This is a genomic window from Streptomyces sp. CB01635, assembly GCF_002803065.1.
Lineage (GTDB): Bacteria > Actinomycetota > Actinomycetes > Streptomycetales > Streptomycetaceae > Streptomyces.
In genome coordinates this window covers 97,370-113,520 of record NZ_NNBL01000017.1, presented here as the reverse complement: position 1 = coordinate 113,520, position 16,151 = coordinate 97,370, and the positions used below count along the sequence as shown (strand labels likewise).

17 protein-coding genes are annotated in these 16,151 nt (G+C 69.8%); 5 read left to right on the top strand and 12 right to left on the bottom strand.

What is annotated here, in order from left to right; translation table 11 throughout:
* The first annotated feature begins 257 nt into the window (after positions 1 to 257).
* On the top strand, positions 258 to 1,004 hold the full coding sequence (locus CG723_RS31700) for a GNAT family N-acetyltransferase (protein WP_100596942.1): 747 nt from the start codon (positions 258 to 260) through the stop codon (positions 1,002 to 1,004).
* A gap of 252 nt (positions 1,005 to 1,256) precedes the next feature.
* Here CG723_RS31700 and CG723_RS31695 read toward each other — a convergent pair whose 3' ends face one another.
* Positions 1,257 to 2,093, bottom strand: a complete 837-nt coding sequence (locus CG723_RS31695) for a helix-turn-helix domain-containing protein (RefSeq protein ID WP_100596941.1) — start codon at positions 2,091 to 2,093, stop codon at positions 1,257 to 1,259.
* Between the two features lie 112 nt (positions 2,094 to 2,205).
* On the opposite strand from CG723_RS31695, the gene CG723_RS31690 reads away from it, so the two are divergent.
* Positions 2,206 to 2,802, top strand: coding sequence for an NADPH-dependent FMN reductase (locus CG723_RS31690; RefSeq protein WP_100596979.1), 597 nt, complete (start codon positions 2,206 to 2,208; stop codon positions 2,800 to 2,802).
* Here CG723_RS31690 and CG723_RS31685 read toward each other — a convergent pair.
* The 10 genes from CG723_RS31685 to CG723_RS31640 form a co-directional block, all read right to left on the bottom strand.
* Entirely contained in the window at positions 2,790 to 3,008 is a 219-nt protein-coding gene (locus tag CG723_RS31685; RefSeq protein ID WP_100596940.1) for a hypothetical protein, read from the bottom strand. The genes CG723_RS31690 and CG723_RS31685 overlap by 13 nt on opposite strands.
* Before the next feature lie 126 nt (positions 3,009 to 3,134).
* A complete protein-coding gene (locus CG723_RS31680; RefSeq protein WP_100596939.1) occupies positions 3,135 to 4,526 on the bottom strand; it encodes an FAD-binding oxidoreductase in 1,392 nt (463 codons plus the stop codon).
* Positions 4,523 to 5,659 carry an acyl-CoA dehydrogenase family protein gene (locus tag CG723_RS31675; RefSeq protein ID WP_234374632.1) on the bottom strand — a complete coding sequence of 379 codons (1,137 nt, stop codon included), beginning with the start codon at positions 5,657 to 5,659 and terminating at the stop codon, positions 4,523 to 4,525. Before CG723_RS31675 ends, CG723_RS31680 begins: the two co-directional genes overlap by 4 nt.
* Complete coding sequence (locus CG723_RS31670; RefSeq protein ID WP_234374631.1) at positions 5,656 to 6,660, bottom strand: ABC transporter substrate-binding protein; 1,005 nt, start codon at positions 6,658 to 6,660, stop codon at positions 5,656 to 5,658. Before CG723_RS31670 ends, CG723_RS31675 begins: the two co-directional genes overlap by 4 nt.
* Positions 6,661 to 6,688: 28 nt before the next feature.
* Entirely contained in the window at positions 6,689 to 7,789 is a 1,101-nt protein-coding gene (locus CG723_RS31665; RefSeq protein ID WP_100596936.1) for an LLM class flavin-dependent oxidoreductase, read from the bottom strand.
* Between the two features lie 44 nt (positions 7,790 to 7,833).
* Positions 7,834 to 8,805: an ABC transporter substrate-binding protein gene (locus tag CG723_RS31660; RefSeq protein WP_100596935.1), complete on the bottom strand. Its 972-nt coding sequence runs from the start codon at positions 8,803 to 8,805 to the stop codon at positions 7,834 to 7,836.
* Positions 8,802 to 9,560 carry an ABC transporter ATP-binding protein gene (locus CG723_RS31655; RefSeq protein ID WP_100596934.1) on the bottom strand — a complete coding sequence of 253 codons (759 nt, stop codon included), beginning with the start codon at positions 9,558 to 9,560 and terminating at the stop codon, positions 8,802 to 8,804. Before CG723_RS31655 ends, CG723_RS31660 begins: the two co-directional genes overlap by 4 nt.
* Positions 9,561 to 9,562: 2 nt before the next feature.
* A complete protein-coding gene (locus CG723_RS31650) occupies positions 9,563 to 10,471 on the bottom strand; it encodes an ABC transporter permease (RefSeq protein ID WP_199841963.1) in 909 nt (302 codons plus the stop codon).
* 26 nt (positions 10,472 to 10,497) lie between these two features.
* On the bottom strand, positions 10,498 to 11,346 hold the full coding sequence (locus CG723_RS31645; RefSeq protein ID WP_100596933.1) for a sulfurtransferase: 849 nt from the start codon (positions 11,344 to 11,346) through the stop codon (positions 10,498 to 10,500).
* Positions 11,343 to 12,050 (bottom strand): alpha/beta hydrolase, encoded by a 708-nt coding sequence (locus tag CG723_RS31640; protein WP_100596932.1) that lies wholly within the window; start codon positions 12,048 to 12,050, stop codon positions 11,343 to 11,345. Before CG723_RS31640 ends, CG723_RS31645 begins: the two co-directional genes overlap by 4 nt.
* Positions 12,051 to 12,433: 383 nt before the next feature.
* On the opposite strand from CG723_RS31640, the gene CG723_RS31635 reads away from it, so the two are divergent.
* Positions 12,434 to 13,282, top strand: coding sequence for a LysR family transcriptional regulator (locus CG723_RS31635; protein WP_100596931.1), 849 nt, complete (start codon positions 12,434 to 12,436; stop codon positions 13,280 to 13,282).
* Positions 13,283 to 14,174: 892 nt separating this feature from the next.
* On the opposite strand, the gene CG723_RS31625 is transcribed toward CG723_RS31635, so the two are convergent.
* A complete protein-coding gene (locus CG723_RS31625; RefSeq protein WP_100596930.1) occupies positions 14,175 to 15,092 on the bottom strand; it encodes an LLM class F420-dependent oxidoreductase in 918 nt (305 codons plus the stop codon).
* Between the two features lie 299 nt (positions 15,093 to 15,391).
* Between CG723_RS31625 and CG723_RS48070 the strand changes: the two genes are divergently transcribed.
* Together CG723_RS48070 and CG723_RS49355 are read left to right on the top strand one after the other, a co-directional pair.
* Positions 15,392 to 15,595 carry a winged helix-turn-helix transcriptional regulator gene (locus CG723_RS48070; RefSeq protein ID WP_100596929.1) on the top strand — a complete coding sequence of 68 codons (204 nt, stop codon included), beginning with the start codon at positions 15,392 to 15,394 and terminating at the stop codon, positions 15,593 to 15,595.
* Between the two features lie 353 nt (positions 15,596 to 15,948).
* A complete protein-coding gene (locus tag CG723_RS49355) occupies positions 15,949 to 16,035 on the top strand; it encodes a putative leader peptide (RefSeq protein WP_351255689.1) in 87 nt (28 codons plus the stop codon).
* Positions 16,036 to 16,151: the final 116 nt, after the last annotated feature.

The window sequence follows — 16,151 nt, the reverse complement described above, 5'->3', positions numbered from 1 at the left end:
GCCGTCAAAGTTCATGCCTCTGCAATGAATCCTCGGTCGTCTGCCTGCTAGACATGGGCAGGTGAGCCAAAGCCCTCAAGCGCTCTACCGCAGGTTGTACGTGGATCTGGCACGGGTGGATGCCTGCGCGTGTCGATGCTTTTGACGTTCCCTCACCATCCCTCGAGATGTGAGGAGACCACCCCCGTCCTTCCTGTACGGCGCCCGGTCCGTCGCAACTCGATGCCCGCTCACGCATCACGAAAGGCCCCTGTTCCGTGGCGTATCCGATCGACGTTCGTGGCGACGGAGCCGCGATCACCCCGAACACACGACATCTGGACAACGCCGTTTGGGCCGCCCTGACCGGACCACACATCCACTTCGCCGAGAGGCTGGGCAGGGCTGCCCGCTACCCGGCGGACATGTACGGGTTCGCCGCGCTCGCCGATCCCGCGGACCCCGCCGCCTGGGCGGACCTGCACACGCTCGCCGGACCGTCGACGACCGTGCGTGTGAAGGGGGTTGACCGGGTTCCGTCGGGGTGGGAGGTGGTCGGTGGCGGGCGCGGAGTCCAGCTGGTCGATGTGTCCCTCCGGCCCGAGCACGCGCCGGAGGCGGTGCGGCTTGGGCCCGGCGACGTACCGGAGATCCTTGAGCTGGTCGCCCGCACCCGACCGGGGCCGTTCCTCGCACGGACCGTGGAGCTCGGCACCTACCTGGGCATCAGGCAACAGGGGAGGCTGATCGCGCTGGCCGGTGAACGGCTGCGGCTGCCCGGCTGGACGGAGATCAGCGCGGTCTGCACCGACCCGGCCCACCGCGGGCAGGGCCTCGCGACGCGACTGGTACGCGCGGTCGCGGCGGGCATCAGAGAACGCGGGGAGACACCGTTCCTGCATGCCGCGGCCACCAACAAGACGGCGATCCGCCTGTACCAGTCGATCGGCTTCACCCTGCGCACTCGCACCCGGATCCTTCAGGTGCGCACGCCAGGAACAGGCAGCGGGCCGAGGCCTTTGTGATTGACGACGACCGGCGGCGCACGGCGCCGTCCCGATCGGCCCGGCGGGCGGAGGTGTGGTCCCTACGACGCGCGCGCCCCTTTTGAGTTCGCCGTGAACTTGGCGCTATGCCCAGTGCGGTGCGCTTGCCGAATACCTCATCCATGCTGGTCAGGCCGCATGTTGGTATTCGTGGAGGGTGCCGCCTAGTCGTGCTCGCTGTCGTATGTCCAAATTTGCGATCCGGCCCGGGTCCCGTGGGGTCAAGGGGAGTCAGGAGATTACCCGGAGCCGGCTGGGGGACCGGCGGCGGAGTTGGTCGACGGCCTGGGCCGTCCTCTCGTCCGCGGGGAGGAAGACGACCAGTTGCTGAGCGCCCGAGGAGAGTTCGAGCGTCTCGCGGAGCAGCAGCAGCTCGCATCCGGACGGGTGGTTGAGGCGGAGGGCTCCACGTTGCGGAACCACGTGACGGTTCAGGCGGCGCGTGAAGTCGGGGCTGGCGATGGGGGCTAGTTCTCGGGTGAGCCACTCGGAGTTCTCGACGGACGGCGCGAGCCACAGGTCGAAGACCTGCTCGTCCGCGACGTCGTCCCAGTCGGCGAAGAACGTCCGGGCGCGAGGGTCGGTGAAGAGGTAGCGGGTGAGGTTCGGGGTGTCGGCGTCGAGCAGTCCGGTTCCGCTGGTCACGGACTCGTAGCCGCCGGTGTGGGCGAGGATGTCGCCCAGCCGGTTGGTCACGATGGCGATCCCCGGTTCAAGGAGGCGGAGTGTCTCCAGGACCGACGGACGGACGTCGCGGCGCGGCGGTGCGGGCCGGGTGTGAGCGGAACATTCGCCGCCAGTGATCTTTGCGAGGTAGCGCAGGTGGTTGCGTTCCGACGGGTCGAGGTTGAGCGCATCGGCCAGCGCGTTCACCACCGCCACAGAAGGATTACGGTCACGGCCCTGTTCGATGCGGGTCAGGTATTCGACGCTGATGCCGGCCCGCGCGGCGAGATCCAGGCGTCGTAGACCCGGTGACCGGCGGCGGCCGCGATCCGGTAGGCCCAGCGATTCCGGCTGGGTGCTGTCGCGCTTGGCCCGGATGAAGTCCCCTAACGGCGTACCCATGTTGGGAGCATAGGGTGCTGCCCGCTGATCGCGGAGTGCTCAGGCTGGCCCTGTGGGGGCCAGCCTGAATACGGTCTGGCTGGAGCCACGGAGCGGCCTGATCGTGGTGGGCATGGAAAAGATTAAGCACAAGCTGGTGATCATCGTCGGAAGCGTCCGGGATGGACGTTTCGGCCCCGTTGTGGCCTCGTGGGTCGTCGAACAGGCAGGCATTCACGGTGGTTTCGATGTGGAAGTCGTCGATCTGGCCGAGATCGACATCCCGTTGGCGCTGCCTGCGGCATCGCCGAAGTTCGCCGGCGATGACTACCCCCGTCCGGCAGGGATGGCGGCACTGACGTCGGCTCTGGAGAACGCTGACGCGTTCATCGTGGTCACCCCGGAGTACAACCACAGCTATCCCGCGTCGTTGAAGGCGGCCATCGACTGGCATTTCACCCAGTGGACGGCCAAGCCCGTCGCCTTCGTCAGCTACGGCGGTGCAGCAGGTGGTCGGCACGCGGTGCTGCACCTGGAGAACGTGCTGACCGAGTTGCACGCGGTGACGATTCGCGATGGTCTGGCCTTTCCGAACTACTTCACGGCGTGGCAGGACGGCCATCCCCTCGCCCCTGAGGCCCCCGGGTACGCCAAGACGCTGCTCGACCAATTGGCCTGGTGGGCTGCCGCGCTCCGGTCTGCGCGCAACGCCGCTCCCTACCCGGCGTGAGCGTAGCGACGATGGAGTACCTCCCGCTCGGGCGCACCGCTCTGCTGGTCAGCATCCATGACCGAGTTCATGCATGGCATCCGGATGCTCGTGAGAATGGTTCGGATGCCGGCGCCGGCGAGGACCTCGTCGATGACGGCGGGGTACTTCGCGTCGCGGTCGCGGATGACGAACTTGGCCTTGGTGCCAGCGTCTTCCGGGTCCATGGCCATGTTCTTGATCGCCTGAGTGACCCAGGACGCGGTCGCTGACCCCGGCTGGGAACGGGTGACCTGGGCGGATGAATCATCGGCAGGCGCAGCGCCGGCGCAGCCACTGCGGGAAGACGCTGGTCAGAGGCTCTTACCCGGATTGAGGATCCCCTGCGGGTCGAAGGCATCCTTCAGCCGTCGCTGCAACGCATGCGCCGCGGGCCCTAGTTCGTCCGCCACCCACTGCCGTTTCAGGACACCCACCCCGTGCTCGCCTGTGAGCGTGCCGCCCAGCCGCAGGGCCAGCGCGAAGATCTCTCCGGCCGCCTCCCAGGCGGCGTCCGGGAGCCCCGGCAGCGAAGGGTCCACGACGATGATCGGATGGAGGTTTCCATCCGCCGCGTGCGCGATGGTGAAGACGGGCACGTCGTGGCGTATGGAGATGGCGCGGATCTCGGTGACCGCTTCCGCCAGCCGGGAACGGGGCACCGCGATGTCCTCGATCAGTGGACGGCCGAGGCGTTCCAGCGCGGGCAGGGCCAGCCGACGGGCGGCGAGCAGGGCCTCGGCCTCGGCCGGGTCCGCCGTCGTCTCGACCGTCGTGGCCAGCGGGGCGAGGAGCCGGGCGACCGTCTCCGCCTCGGCCGCCGCGCCCGCGCCGTCGCACTGCACGAGCAGCAGGGCCGAGCCGCGCTCGCGCAGCGCGGGGTCGATGGCGTGTAGCACCGGCCCGTCGACCAGCTCCGCCAGAGCGGGTTCGACCCCGGCCCGCCCGATTGCGTACGTGGCCTCGGCAGCGGCCTCGAAGGAGGCGAAGTACGCGGCGAGCGTGGCCGTCGCCACCGGGACGGGCCGCAGCCGCAGTGTCGCCGACGTGATCACGGCGAGCGTGCCCTCGGAGCCGGTGAGCAGGGCCGTGAGGTCGTAGCCGGTGACGCCCTTGACCGTACGGCGGCCGGTGCGTACGACCGTGCCGTCCGCGAGCACCACCTCCAGGCCGAGCACGCTGTCCCGCGTCACCCCGTACTTCGCGCACCGCAGCCCACCGGCGTTGGTCGCGATGTTCCCGCCGATCGTGGACAGGGCCGCGCTCGCCGGATCGGGCGCATAGCGCAGCCCGTGTGCGGCTGCCGCCCTGTCCAACTCCGCTGTGATCACGCCGGGTTCGACGACCGCGAGCTGGTCGTCCGGCGACAGTTCGAGAATGCGGTTCATCCCGGACAGATCCAGGACGAGGTCGCCCTCGCCCGCCGTCGCCCCTCCCGAGAGGCCGGTGCCCGCGCCACGGGGGACCACCGGCACGCGCAGGGCGTGCGCGTGCCGGAGGGTGACGGTCACGTCCTCGGTCCGCTGGGCGTGTACGACTGCCAGGGGGATGCCGTCGGGCCGTGTGCCGGAGCGGTCGGTGGCGTGCGCGGCGAGCGTGGGTGGGTCGGTGGTGAGCCGGTCGGGGGCCAGGTCGCGGGCGAGGAGGCCGAGGAGCCTGGCGGACGTGGTGGTCGCGGGTGCTGCCGGTGCTGCCGGTGTTGTCACAGGTCCTGTGCCTTCGTGTCGTTCAATGCCTTCGTTCCGATCGCGAGCAGGGATATGTCCTCCTGGGGTGCGTGCACAGGCGCGCACTGGATGTCGCGGAAGTGCCGTTCCAAGGGGTTGCCTCGGGCCAGGCCCGGATTGCCGAGCAGGCGTACGGCCAGCTCCACGGCCCGTACGCCGTGGCGGTCGGCCAGTACGCGCGCGCCGAGTGCCTGCTCCGGGGTGTACGAGGAGTCGCCGGCGTCGACCCGGGCGGCACCGTCGAACACCAGCTGTTCGGCCGCGCCGAGCAGCACCTCGATCTCCCCGGCTGTCCGCCGGAAGCGTTCCGTACGGGCCACTGAATGACCGAGATTGGCGGGCACGCGGGAGTGCGCGAAGGTGTGGAAGAAGGCCTGCGCGGCCCGCGCGACACCCAGGTAGAGCGCGGCCAGCGGCAGATGGAGGGCCGCGCCCGCCCGGTTGTCCTGCTCGGAGGAGGGACCGTGCGGGCCCAGGCCGACGACGTGCTCGTACGGGATCTGCACCTCGCGGAACTCCACATCGTGGCTGCCGCTCGCGCGCAGCCCCAGCTGGTCCCACCGGTCGGTGATCTCGATGCCGGGGGAGCCGCCCGGGACCAGGAAGGTGCCCACGCGCGGCTCCGGCTCGTCGGTGGTGGCCCATACGAGGAACCAGTCGAGCCCGTCGGCGCCGGTCACGAACCGCTTGCGGCCACTGACTGACCAGCCGTCGGCGGTGCGCCGGGCGCGCGTCGCGGGCAGGCCGCCACGCGCGGGGGAGCCGAGATCGGGCTCCACGCGCGCGTGGTTGATGAGAACCGGTCGCTCTTCGGACTCCTTGAGTACCCGCGCGTACACCTCGTCGGGCCAGTGCGGCTGCGCGGCCTGCCGGGCGTGGGTGTTGAGCGTCATCGCCGTGATCAGGGCGACGGACGGGTCTCCCTGGCCGAGCGTGTGCAGGATGCGCGCGGTCTCGGCGAACCCGGCGCCTCGGCCGCCGTACCGCTCGCCGACGGTGGCGGTGAGCAGTCCGGCGCCGTGGACGGCCTCGAGTGATTTGGCGGGGAACGTCGCCGACTGGTCGTATCCGGGGGCCAGTTCGGCGAGGCGGGCCGTCACGTGCGCGTTCACAGTGCCTTCTTGAGGTCGGTGTTCAGCTTGCGGGACCAGAAGGACTTGACGTCCAAGCGCGACTTGAGCGTGCCGAGTTCGGTGAAGGCGTCGGCCACCTTTTGTTGTGAGGTGACCGTGTCGTCACCGACGGTCCTGGCTTGCGTCGGCTCCTGCGCCTGCGCGTCGCGGAAATCCTTCTCCGCCTGGACGACGGGCTGGTGGGTGGTCCTGGCGATCACCTTGGCGAACTCGCTCTGGCGCCCGTCGCGGACGTACGCGTACGCGCGGCTGATCCGGGCGATTAGATCGGCCGTGGCGGCCCGTTGGGCGGGACTCTCGAGCACGCTGTCACGCGCCGACCAGAGGAAGTTGCCCGACAGGATGTCCTTGCCCGAGCCGACCGTGACGGCGCCCTGATCGCGGGCGGTGATGATCGACGTGCCGTACGAGGCGAAGGCGTCGATGCCGCCGCCGTTCAGGGCCGCGAGTCCGTCGTTGGGCAGGAGGGGCTTGGCGTCGATGTCGGACCACTTCAGGCCTGCCCGCTTCAGCAGTTCGTACAGGAAGTAGTGGGCGGTGGTGTTCTGGACGTATCCGACCTTCTTGCCCTTCAGGTCCGCGATGTCGGTCACCTCGGAGCCCTTGGGGACGACGACCTCCTGATTGAGTGTCGCGGCGCGCTGTACGGCGACGACCTCGAAGTTGGGCTTCCCGTCGGCCGCCGCGAAGATCGGCGGGATCTCACTAGAGGAGGCGACGTCGAGGGCTCCGGCCCGGATGGCCTGGAGCTGCTGGTCACCGCCCTGGAAGAGGCTCCACTCGACCTTGTACGGGGTGTCGTCGAGGTGGGCGAACTTCAGGATCGCCTCCTCGTTCTTCCAGCCGGTGGCGCCGACGTTCAGGGTCACGGGCGACAGGTCGGATGCGGACTCGGCTTTCGCCGAGGTCCCGCAGGCTGCCGCGAACGGCCATAGGAGGACGAGGGCGGCGGCGGACGCGCGCAGGGTGTGCCGGAACACGGAATCTCCATGATGGGTGGAAGGGGGGTCAGGCGGCCTGGGAGGTCGCGGCGCGGTGCGCGAGCTCCTGACGGACCAGCGGCAGGATGTAACGGGCGTAGTCGATCGCGTCGTTGAGGGGGTCATAGCCGCGGATCGACAGCAGGTCGCAGCCGATGTCGACGTAGTCGAGCAGCGCCTTGGCGACCGTCTCTGGGGAGCCGACCAGCGCGGTGGAGGCGCCCGCGGCATTGGTGGCGGCCGCAGGGGCTGTCCACAGGCAGCGGTCGTGGACCTCGCCACGCTCGGCGATGTCGAGCAGTCGCTGCGAGCCGACGTTGGCTGGACGCCCCGTCGTCCGGTAGTGGCGCAACAGCTCGGTGCCCGCCGCCTGTTCCTGGAGCACGCCGAGTGTGCGGTGTGCCTTCTCCCAGGCCAGTTCGTCGGTGGGCGCGATGATCGGGCGGAACGACACCCAGATCCTCGGACGGGGACGCCCAGCGGCGTCGGCGACCGCGTTGACGGCGGCGATCTGCTCGGCCGTCTCCTTGAGTGGCTCGCCCCACAGCCCGAAGATGTCGCCCTGCTGTCCGCCCACCCGGTACGCGTCCTGCGAAGAACCGCCCACCGAGATCGGTACGAGCCCGTTCGCGGGCCGCACGTCGGAGTGGAAGCCCTCGAACTTGTAGTGCTTGCCCTCGTGCGAGACCGGCCCGCCCGCTGTCCACACCTTGCGCAGGATCTGGATGTACTCGTCCGAACGCTCGTACCGCTCGGCCTTGTTGAGGTAGTCGCCCTCGCGGTGCTGTTCCTCGTCGCTGCCGCCGGAAATGATGTGCACGGATAGGCGCCCGTTGCTGATCCGGTCCAGCGTCGCGAAGGCGCGAGCCGCATGGGTCGGGAAGATGACGCCCGGCCGGTGTGCCAGGACCGGGCGGATGCGCTCGGTGTGCGTGGCGACGAACTGTGCCAGCTGGAGGGCGTCCGGGGACGCCGAGTGGTAGGCGACCAGGGTGTGGTCGAAGCCGCCGTCGTCCAGGGCGCGGGCGTAGCGGCGTACGTAGTCGGGGTCGAAGCCGGTACGCGCGCTCGCGGCGGGACCGGACGCCCCGGAGTCGGTGTGGACAGCGCTGATGAACTCGACAGGCATTGTGAACTCCTTGCTTCGAAAGGCCGCTTGCGGGCTTCAAAAGGTCACTTGAGGACGGAGGTGTCGGCGGACTTCGCCACGTCCACGTTCGGGTCGAGGACGCCGATGCCGTGCATCAGATCGGCCACGCCTTGAACGGTCCCGTTCACATCGGAGGTGATCGGCAGGACCTTGCTGTACGCGGCGGAGGCGAGCGTCTTGGCCACGGAGGCGTCGGCGCCGTTGCGCTCGACGATGGCGTCGGCGTACGCGTCCTGGTGTGTACTCGTCCAGGTCAGGGCCGTGGTCAGGCGCCGCAGGAAGTCACTGAGCGCGGCCTTCTTCGCCGAGTTCGCCAGCGCCTTGTCCGAGGCGCCGATGAAGCCGTACCCGCTGACGCGCCCGTCGGCGCCGTCGACGAGGAGGCGGCCGCCCTGTCCCAGGCCGACGGCCTGGTATACGCCGAAGGTCGCCCAGGCCTTGAGCTTCCCGGAGGAGAAAGCGGCCTGCGCGTCGGTCGGCAGCAGGTACTGGACCTTCACGTCGGAGTACTTGAGTCCGTTCTGCCTGAGCACGTTGGCCAGCAGGTACTCGGAGATACTGCCCTTCGCCGAGGACACCACGACCTTCTGGCCCTTGAGGTCCTTGACGCGGCTGATGCCCGAGCCCTTGCGGACGACGATTCCGACGTGCCGGCCGTCGTTCTTGAGCGCGGCGACGTTCTTGAACTTCACCCCGCCGCTGAGCGCCTGGAGTGCGGGCAGATCGGCGGAGTACGCGGTGTCGGCGGCGCCCGCCTGAACGGCCTGGTAGAGCGGGGCCGCACCCTCGAACTCCGCCCACTTCACCTTGTAGTCGGCACCCTTGAGCGCGCCGGAGGCGGCCACGATGGTCTGGAGGGTCTTGGCCTGGTCACCGATGGTCAGGGTGACCGCGTCCTCGCTGCCGGCGGCGTCGGCAGAGGAGTCGGCGCCGCAGGCGGTGAGCGTCAGCAGGGCGGAGAGGCTCAGCGCGGCGGCGGCGAGTCGGCGTATCACGAGGGGATCCCTTCGGGGGTACGGGTGCCGGCGTCGGCCGGAGCGTTGGTGTGGATAACGCCGAGCCATCCGAGGAGGCGGGCGCGGAGGGTGACGAACTCGGGCGCGGTGAGATCCCGGGGGCGGGGCAGGTCGACGGTGAGGTCGTGGGCGATGCGCCCCTCGTCCATCACGAGAACACGGTCGGCGAGCAGCAGCGCCTCCTCCACGTCATGCGTGACCAGGAGGATCGCGCAGCCGTGCCGCTGCCACAGCTCGGCGACCAGCTGCTGCACCCTGCCCCGGGTCAGCGCGTCCAGCGCGCCGAACGGCTCGTCGAGGAGCAGGAGCTCGGGCTCGCGGACGAGAGCGCGTGCCAGCGAGACACGCTGGGCCTGACCTCCGGAGAGAGTCTTCGGCCAGACGGCTGCCCGCTCCGCGATGCCGACCTCGTCCAGTGCCCGCTCGGCGAGCGTGCGGTCGGGCCGTCCGGGCAGCCCGAGGATGACGTTGCGCCACACCTTCAGCCAGGGGAGCAGCCGGGGTGACTGGAAGGCGGCGCTGCGCCGCTCGGGCACGGTGACCTCGCCGCCGATCTCGTCGTCGAGCCCGGCGAGGATGCGCAGCAGGGTCGACTTGCCGCAGCCGCTGTGGCCGAGCAGGGCCACGAACTCGCCCTCGCGGATGTCGAGGTCGAGATCGTGCAGGACGGTGTGGCCGTCGAAGGCGCGTGAAAGCCCGCGGATCTCTACGCTGTTGAGAACAGAGGCGGTCATTGTCAGGCCTCGCCGTCGAAGTTGGATCGCCAGGTCAGCAGCCGGCGCGAGAGGATGCGTACGGCGAAGTCACAGGCGAGACCGAGCAGCGCGTACACGACGAGGCAGAGCACGATGATGTCCGTGCGGAAGTATTGCTGGGCGTTGCTCATCAGGTAGCCGAGCCCGGCGTCGGCATTGACCTGCTCGGCGAAGACGAGCGCCAGCCAGGCGGTGGAGAGCGCGTACCGCAGACCCACCAGCGCTCCGGGCAGCGCGCTGGGCAGGATGACGTACCGGATCAGGCCCAGCCTGCTGAGGCCCATCATCCGTGCGGCCTCGACGAGTTGGGAGTCGGTGGAGCGGATGCCGCCGTAGATGTTGAAGTACAGCGGATAGGTCACGCCGAGCGCGACCAGCGCGATCTTCGGGGTCTCCTCGATGCCGAACCAGACGATGAACAGGGGGATGAGACCCACCCAGGGGATCGCCCGGAACATGCCCATCGAGGAGTCGATGACGTCCTCCCCGAGCCGGAAGAGACCGGCCAGCAGGGACAGGCTCAGCGCGATCACCGCACCGATGAGGAAGCCGGTGGCGGCCCGGCGTCCCGACGCGGCGATGGCGCTGGGGAGTTCGCCGCTCTTCGTCAGTTCGACGGCCTGATCCAGCACGTCCATGGGCGAGGCGAGCACGGACTCGGGGAGTACGCCGGTGGTCGACGTCAGAAGCCAGAGGAGTACGAGACCCGCGGGCCCTGCGGCACGGCGTACCGAGCGGGGAACGGTAAGACGGCGGGCCGTGCGCGCGGTGCCGCGGATGATGACGCGCGGTGCGGGCGCCCCCTTCGAGGGCGCGATGTCGATCTCGGGTGTGGGGTCGTCTTCATCCGGCGGCGCTGTGGCCGTCAGACCGATCGGTTTTGTCGTCATGATGGGGGAATTCCTCTCGCGTCGCCTCAGGACGGCAGGGGGCCGGTCACGGCGGGACGTGCGGGATCGGCGGACCAGGAGGACCAGGAACCTGGGAAGAGCGTCGCGTCGAAACCGGCCAGGGCCAGCGCGGCGATCTGATGGGCGGCGGTGACGCCGGAGCCGCAGTAGACGCCGACGCGGGCGGCTTCGGCGGCGCCCCTGCTCGCGAACCTCTTGCGCAGCACCTCGGCGGGCAGGAAGGTCCCGTCGGCCGCGAGGTTCTCCCCGGTCGGCGCGGAGACCGCGCCCGGGATGTGGCCCGCACGCGGGTCCACCGGCTCCACTTCACCCCGGTACCGCTCGGCCGCTCGGGCATCCAACAGGAGCCCCCTCGCGACGAGTTCGGCGGCACCGTCCGCGTCGGTGACCGGCAGCCCGCCCGGACGCAAAACGATGTCACCCGGCGCCTGATCGGCGGGCGCACCGGACTCCAGGGGCTGCCCGGCCGAGCGCCAGGCACTCAACGCCCCGTCCAGGAGTGTCACGTCGGCCACGCCGGCGTAGCGCAGCAGCCACCACGCCCGAGCCGCGGCCGTGTTCCCCGAGTCGTCGTACACCACGACCGGCCGCCCGGCCCGCACGCCCCACCCCCGCGCGGCGGCCTGCAGATCCGCAAGGTCCGGCAGCGGATGACGGCCACCGGTCGGGCTCGGCGGCGCGGCCAGCTCGGTGTCCAGATCGACGTACACCGCACCAGGGATGTGCCCGGCCGCATAGTGGACGCGGCCATGCGGATCGCCGAGCGCCCAGCGGACGTCGAGCAGCACCGGCGGGGCGTCGGAGTGCAGCAGGGTGTCGAGCTCGGCGACCGTCGTCGTCACGCGGGCTGTCATGCGAGGTCCTCGGCGATCAGGGGCAGTTCGGCGGAGAGGCGCAGCCGCTCCAGGAAGAGGACGACCGTGGCGGCGGCCGTGCGGTGCAGCGCGTCGTTCAGTACGTCGTGGCGGCCGCTGTTGAAAGTGACGGTCCGCACCCCGGCAAATCCCGCGTACGCGCTGAGCGCCTGGTCGAGGGGGCTGACGGTGTCCTCCGCGCCGTGCAGGGCCAGCACCGGGACGCGGACGAGATCGAGGCGGAGCTCCGGTAGGTCCGAGGCTTCGTCGAGGGATCCGCGCCGGAAGTCCGGGTCGTTCGTGAGACGGCCCCGGTGGGTGGGGCAGGCGGTGCGTGCCTCGAGTTCGGCGTCCCAGCTCCCGGCGACCCAGGGGGCGGTAGGCAGGCCGGCGAGGATCAGAGCGTCGATCCCGGGCGTCTGCTCGGCGGCGAGGTGGGCGGCGTACCGAGCCCCGGTGTCCGAGCCGACGAGCACCTTCGGCCCGGACAGCGTCTCGTCGGCGAGGAGTTTGGCGGCCTCTTCGAGCACCGACGGGTCCGCGGACGGGTCACCGAGGGCACGCACGCGGTAGGCGTCGAACGCGAGCCGGCGGCCGAACCGCTCGTACACGCCGCCGTGTTCGCCCCGCCCGGCCAGCACGATCAGCGTGCCGCGCGCGGCGAGTCCTTCGGGTTCGTTCCAGGAGGAGAGAGATGTGGGCATGAGGGGGCAACTCCTTTGAGGGGCAGGGGAACAGGGGCATATGGCGGCGCGAGGCACTGCTCAGAACCCGTTGTCACGTGTCAGTCGGACAGCACGCGACCCGGGAGGGATGCGAGGGAGGAGGCTCAGCGGGCCGGACGCGTCAGTGACGGTCGGCGGAGCGCTTCAGGAGATCGCGGAGCTCTTCAGGAGTTCAGCGACAGCGCGCGCTGCTCGCCACGCCGAAGTCGATGACTCGGCGCTGCGTCAGGAAGGCAGCGGAAGCGGTCGTGTGAAGCATGGCCTCATCATGACCGGCCGCGACCGATCGCGTCCAACGACGATTCCGCATCGAAACCGATAAGCAATCGCGATCGGTACTGGAAGCGGGCTACGGTCACCGCATGCCCCAACCTGTCCTCGACATCGTGGCCCTGCGCAGCCTGACCGCGATAGCCGACCGCGGCGGCTTCCATCGCGCGGCCGACTCCCTCGCCCTCAGCCAGTCCGCGGTCAGTCAGCACGTGCGCAGGCTGGAGAAGACGCTCGGCCGCCCGGTTGTCGAACGCGAGGGCCGCGGTACGCGGTTCACGCCCGAGGGGCGGCTGCTCGTGGAGCAAGCCCGCCGTATCCTCGCTGTCCACGACCAGGCGGTACGAGCCCTGCTCGACACGGACGGCGACACCGTCACCGTCGGTTCCACCGAGCATGCCGCCGACCAGTTCCTGCCGCGGCTCACCGCCGCCGTCCAGGAGGTGCGCCCCGGCTGCCGGGTGCGCTTCCGCATCGACCGCTCGGCACGCCTCGTCGAGGCCGTGGAGCGCGGCAGCGTGGACGTAGCGGTGTATGTCACTGAAGCCGCCGCCACCGAGGGCACTCCGGTCGGCGGACTGCCGCTCACTTGGCACGCGACACCCGGCTGGGCGCCGCCCACTGCGCCCATTCCAGTTCCGCTCGTTGCCATCGAGGACCCCTGCGCGATCCGGCGCCGGGCCATCGCGACCCTCGCCGCGCACGGCGTGGCGGCCTCGGTGGTCGGCGACGCCGGCTATCTGGCGGGCGTTCTGGACATCGCCCGCACCGGCCAGGGCGTGGCTCTGCTGGCCGCGGTCGGACCCGCCCCCGACGGCCTGACCCCGTACGACGGGCTGCCCTCGGTCGCCCCGATCGCCATGAGCGCGCTGGCCCGCCCCGGTGCGGACCCGGCCACCGTTACGGCCGCCTTCGAGGCCGTACGGGACCTGCTGCGCTGACACCAGGCGGGTGGCTGGCCCGTACGAGTTGTGTCCGACGCGGCGATGCGGTCCCGCGTTGTAGACCAGGTCACGGCACTCGCCACGACGCTGGCCCCCGCCTCTGCGGGCCATGGGCCTGTGCCCGGACGAAGGCCGCCAGAACTGCCTCCCGCCACCGCGCAGTTCGGCCCGTCCCGGCAAGGAGCGGACACGGCGTGTGCGCAGGGACAAGATCGGTTGGCGATAGGGAAGGGCGGGGTGCACCGTGTTCTGAGTAACACCGGCAGAAGGGGAGACACGTGGGCGGCAATCCGCGGCGGGTCCTCCCGCGGGAGCCGGCCAGTCGAGTCCTCGAAGCTGCGGCGGCGTAGGGTCGCGACACCTGGTGGGTCAAGCGTCGTGAAGACGGTCCGCTGGCCGACGGACGAACCCGCGAAAAGCGCGGGACCAGGGACTTCGAAGACGCGGACGCTGCGGCTGCCAATGAATCATCCACCCAGGTCACGGTCTTGATCGACAGTTTCCGGGCCGTGTCCGCCACTAGTGTCAGGGCCTTCGTCTGATCAGGGTATCTACGTCTTCGTGATCTGTAATGCTGCTTCGCCCGGTCTATCTCGCCGCGACCAACACCTCCGCGCTCTCGTGCCTACTGCCGATGAGTGAGCGGAACAATGACATCGAGATCCTGGCGTTGTGACACCAACTGCTGGTCCTCTAGCGCCAGGTCGGCAAGCCCAGGTTCCTCGACACCGACTGTGCCGTCCTCGCCGGCCTGCTCACCCACCTCCCGATGGACAAGCCGCAGCATCTCCTGTTGCTGGTGCGCCTGGACACGCGAACTCGCGGCTCTCGGCATCCAGGCCGCCGCGCTGCTCGCTAGCGGCACTCGCAAGGGCACCACCGGCGCGCCTCAGGCGTTCGCCAGCTCTCCGAGTAGTTTCCATGTACGGCGTCGGTCCGCCTCGCCGCCCAGGTCCGTCGATGTGAACACCACCTCGGTCGCCCCGGCTTCTCGGTACCGGCGCACCTCGGCGGCGACAGTCTCCTCGTCGCCGATGACGGCGAGGTCGACGGCCCGGGTGGCGCCGGAGAGCCCGATGACACGCTGGTAGGAGGGGAACTGCTCGTAGAACGAGAGAGTCCCGGTCGCGGTCTCCCGTACCGTCTCGGCGTCGGCGGTGACGACGCCGGGCACGAACGCCACGATCCGGGGCGCGGGTCGACCCGCTACCTCGGCCGCGGCCGTGACGGCCGGGACGATGTGCTCGGAGAGCGCGCGCGGACCGGCCAGCAACGGCAGGATGCCGTCCGCGAGTTCACCCGAGACACGCAGTGCCTGCGGGCCCATGGCGGCCACCAGGAGCGGTACCGGTGGCTCGGCACCAGGTACTTGCGCCGGCAGGGGTGTGGTGGCGTTGAGCAGCTCGCCGTGGAAGTCGGAGTTGCCCGTCTCCAGAAGTTGGCGCAAGGCGGTGAGGAATTCGCGGAGCCGGCCGATGGGACGCTCGTACGGGAAACCGAAAGCCGCTTCGGTCAGCTGTTTTGTGCCGAGCGCGAGGCCCAGGTGGTAGCGGCCGCCGGTCGCGGCCTGGGCCGTCTGGGCCTGGCTGGAGACAAGCAAGGGGTGACGGCCGAAGATCGGGATCGCTGCGGTGCCGACGTGCAGTCCCGGCACCTCGCGGCCGACGATCGCGGCGAGTGTGGGGGAGTCGTACGCGAAGGTCTGGCCGAACCACGCGGAGCGCAGTCCGGCCTCGTGAGCTTCCCGCGCGAGTTGCACCGCACTGTCGACTCGGTTCTGAAGTGAAAGCGTTACTCCGATGGTCATACTCACGGCAACCAATAGTCGCGCGACCGCCATTCCGGCTCATTTATGACAAGCTCGTGGCGGCTTGGTACCGGCTGCCGCTGCTGGAAGAAGTCTCGCGACGCCGATGAGGAACGCGGCTCGGTCCACCGCGCCGGATCAGGGTGAACCCGGTGTTCTCCGCGACGGCGGCGACTTCGGCGGCAAGCCGCAGTGCGGGCCGGACATGGAGTTCCTTCCGAACCGTCGGCCCGACGGGCCGACCGGGCTCAAAGACGTGCGGAAGGACAGACAGTGGAGACGGTGCGGCAGTAGCCCACGTGTCGCGCAAGGTGTACGCGACCGTGCCGCCTAAGGTCGAGTACCGGGCGACTGGCATGGCCGTCGAGTGGTACAGCTCGCTCACGGACCTGACGAAGTGGGCCGAGCGGCGCCGTGAGGCCATCGCGGACTCCCGCGAGGCGTACGACCGTGAACACGGCCGCCCCGCCGAAACAACCTTGACCACCGAACACCGTCCGTGATCAGGGAGGCGTCGTCCGAACTGCCGTCCAATGGGCGGCAGATGTCCGCCTGATGGGTGGAAACGGCCCTTATCTACGCGTAGTACGTGGACGGACAGCGAGAGGCCGTTCCGGTCCGTGTTCGAAAGGGCCTCGCTGGTCGAGCTGCCGGCCGGCGCGTGGTTCGACGTGGCCTTGCTCGAGCCGGTGGTGCAGGAGCCGAGGTGACGACCCCTTCTCCGGCTTCTCCGGCTTCTCCGTGAAGCTCCCTCGGGTAACGGGCGCATGGCGGAGACACGAAGCGGTCGTTGCAATGCCAAGCGGTCAACACCGGTTTGTTGACCAAGAATTGGGGCGCGGATAGCGTCCTTGTCATGCGGATCTCTCTGCGGATCTCTCTGCGGTTCACCCGGCGGCGTGCCGTTGACCTGTTGCGTGTCGCCGCCGCGCTGTGTAGCTGACCCTCACCGCATCGCCGCGGCTGTCCTCATGCCCATCCGCCGTTGGCTCCGATATCGAGCGTGTGCAGGTCGGCGCGTGCGCCCCGGCAACAACACTCACCCGCACGTCCGCGAAG

Coding starts and splice junctions, on each gene's coding strand:
- CG723_RS31695 (WP_100596941.1), bottom strand. CDS start 2,093: ATGGGTACGCCGTTAGGGGACTTCATCCGGGCCAAGCGCGACAGCACC.
- CG723_RS31690 (WP_100596979.1), top strand. CDS start 2,206: ATGGAAAAGATTAAGCACAAGCTGGTGATCATCGTCGGAAGCGTCCGG.
- CG723_RS31685 (WP_100596940.1), bottom strand. CDS start 3,008: ATGGACCCGGAAGACGCTGGCACCAAGGCCAAGTTCGTCATCCGCGAC.
- CG723_RS31665 (WP_100596936.1), bottom strand. CDS start 7,789: ATGCCTGTCGAGTTCATCAGCGCTGTCCACACCGACTCCGGGGCGTCC.
- CG723_RS31655 (WP_100596934.1), bottom strand. CDS start 9,560: ATGACCGCCTCTGTTCTCAACAGCGTAGAGATCCGCGGGCTTTCACGC.
- CG723_RS31650 (WP_199841963.1), bottom strand. CDS start 10,471: ATGACGACAAAACCGATCGGTCTGACGGCCACAGCGCCGCCGGATGAA.
- CG723_RS31645 (WP_100596933.1), bottom strand. CDS start 11,346: ATGACAGCCCGCGTGACGACGACGGTCGCCGAGCTCGACACCCTGCTG.
- CG723_RS31640 (WP_100596932.1), bottom strand. CDS start 12,050: ATGCCCACATCTCTCTCCTCCTGGAACGAACCCGAAGGACTCGCCGCG.
- CG723_RS31635 (WP_100596931.1), top strand. CDS start 12,434: ATGCCCCAACCTGTCCTCGACATCGTGGCCCTGCGCAGCCTGACCGCG.
- CG723_RS31625 (WP_100596930.1), bottom strand. CDS start 15,092: ATGACCATCGGAGTAACGCTTTCACTTCAGAACCGAGTCGACAGTGCG.
- CG723_RS49355 (WP_351255689.1), top strand. CDS start 15,949: ATGCGGATCTCTCTGCGGATCTCTCTGCGGTTCACCCGGCGGCGTGCC.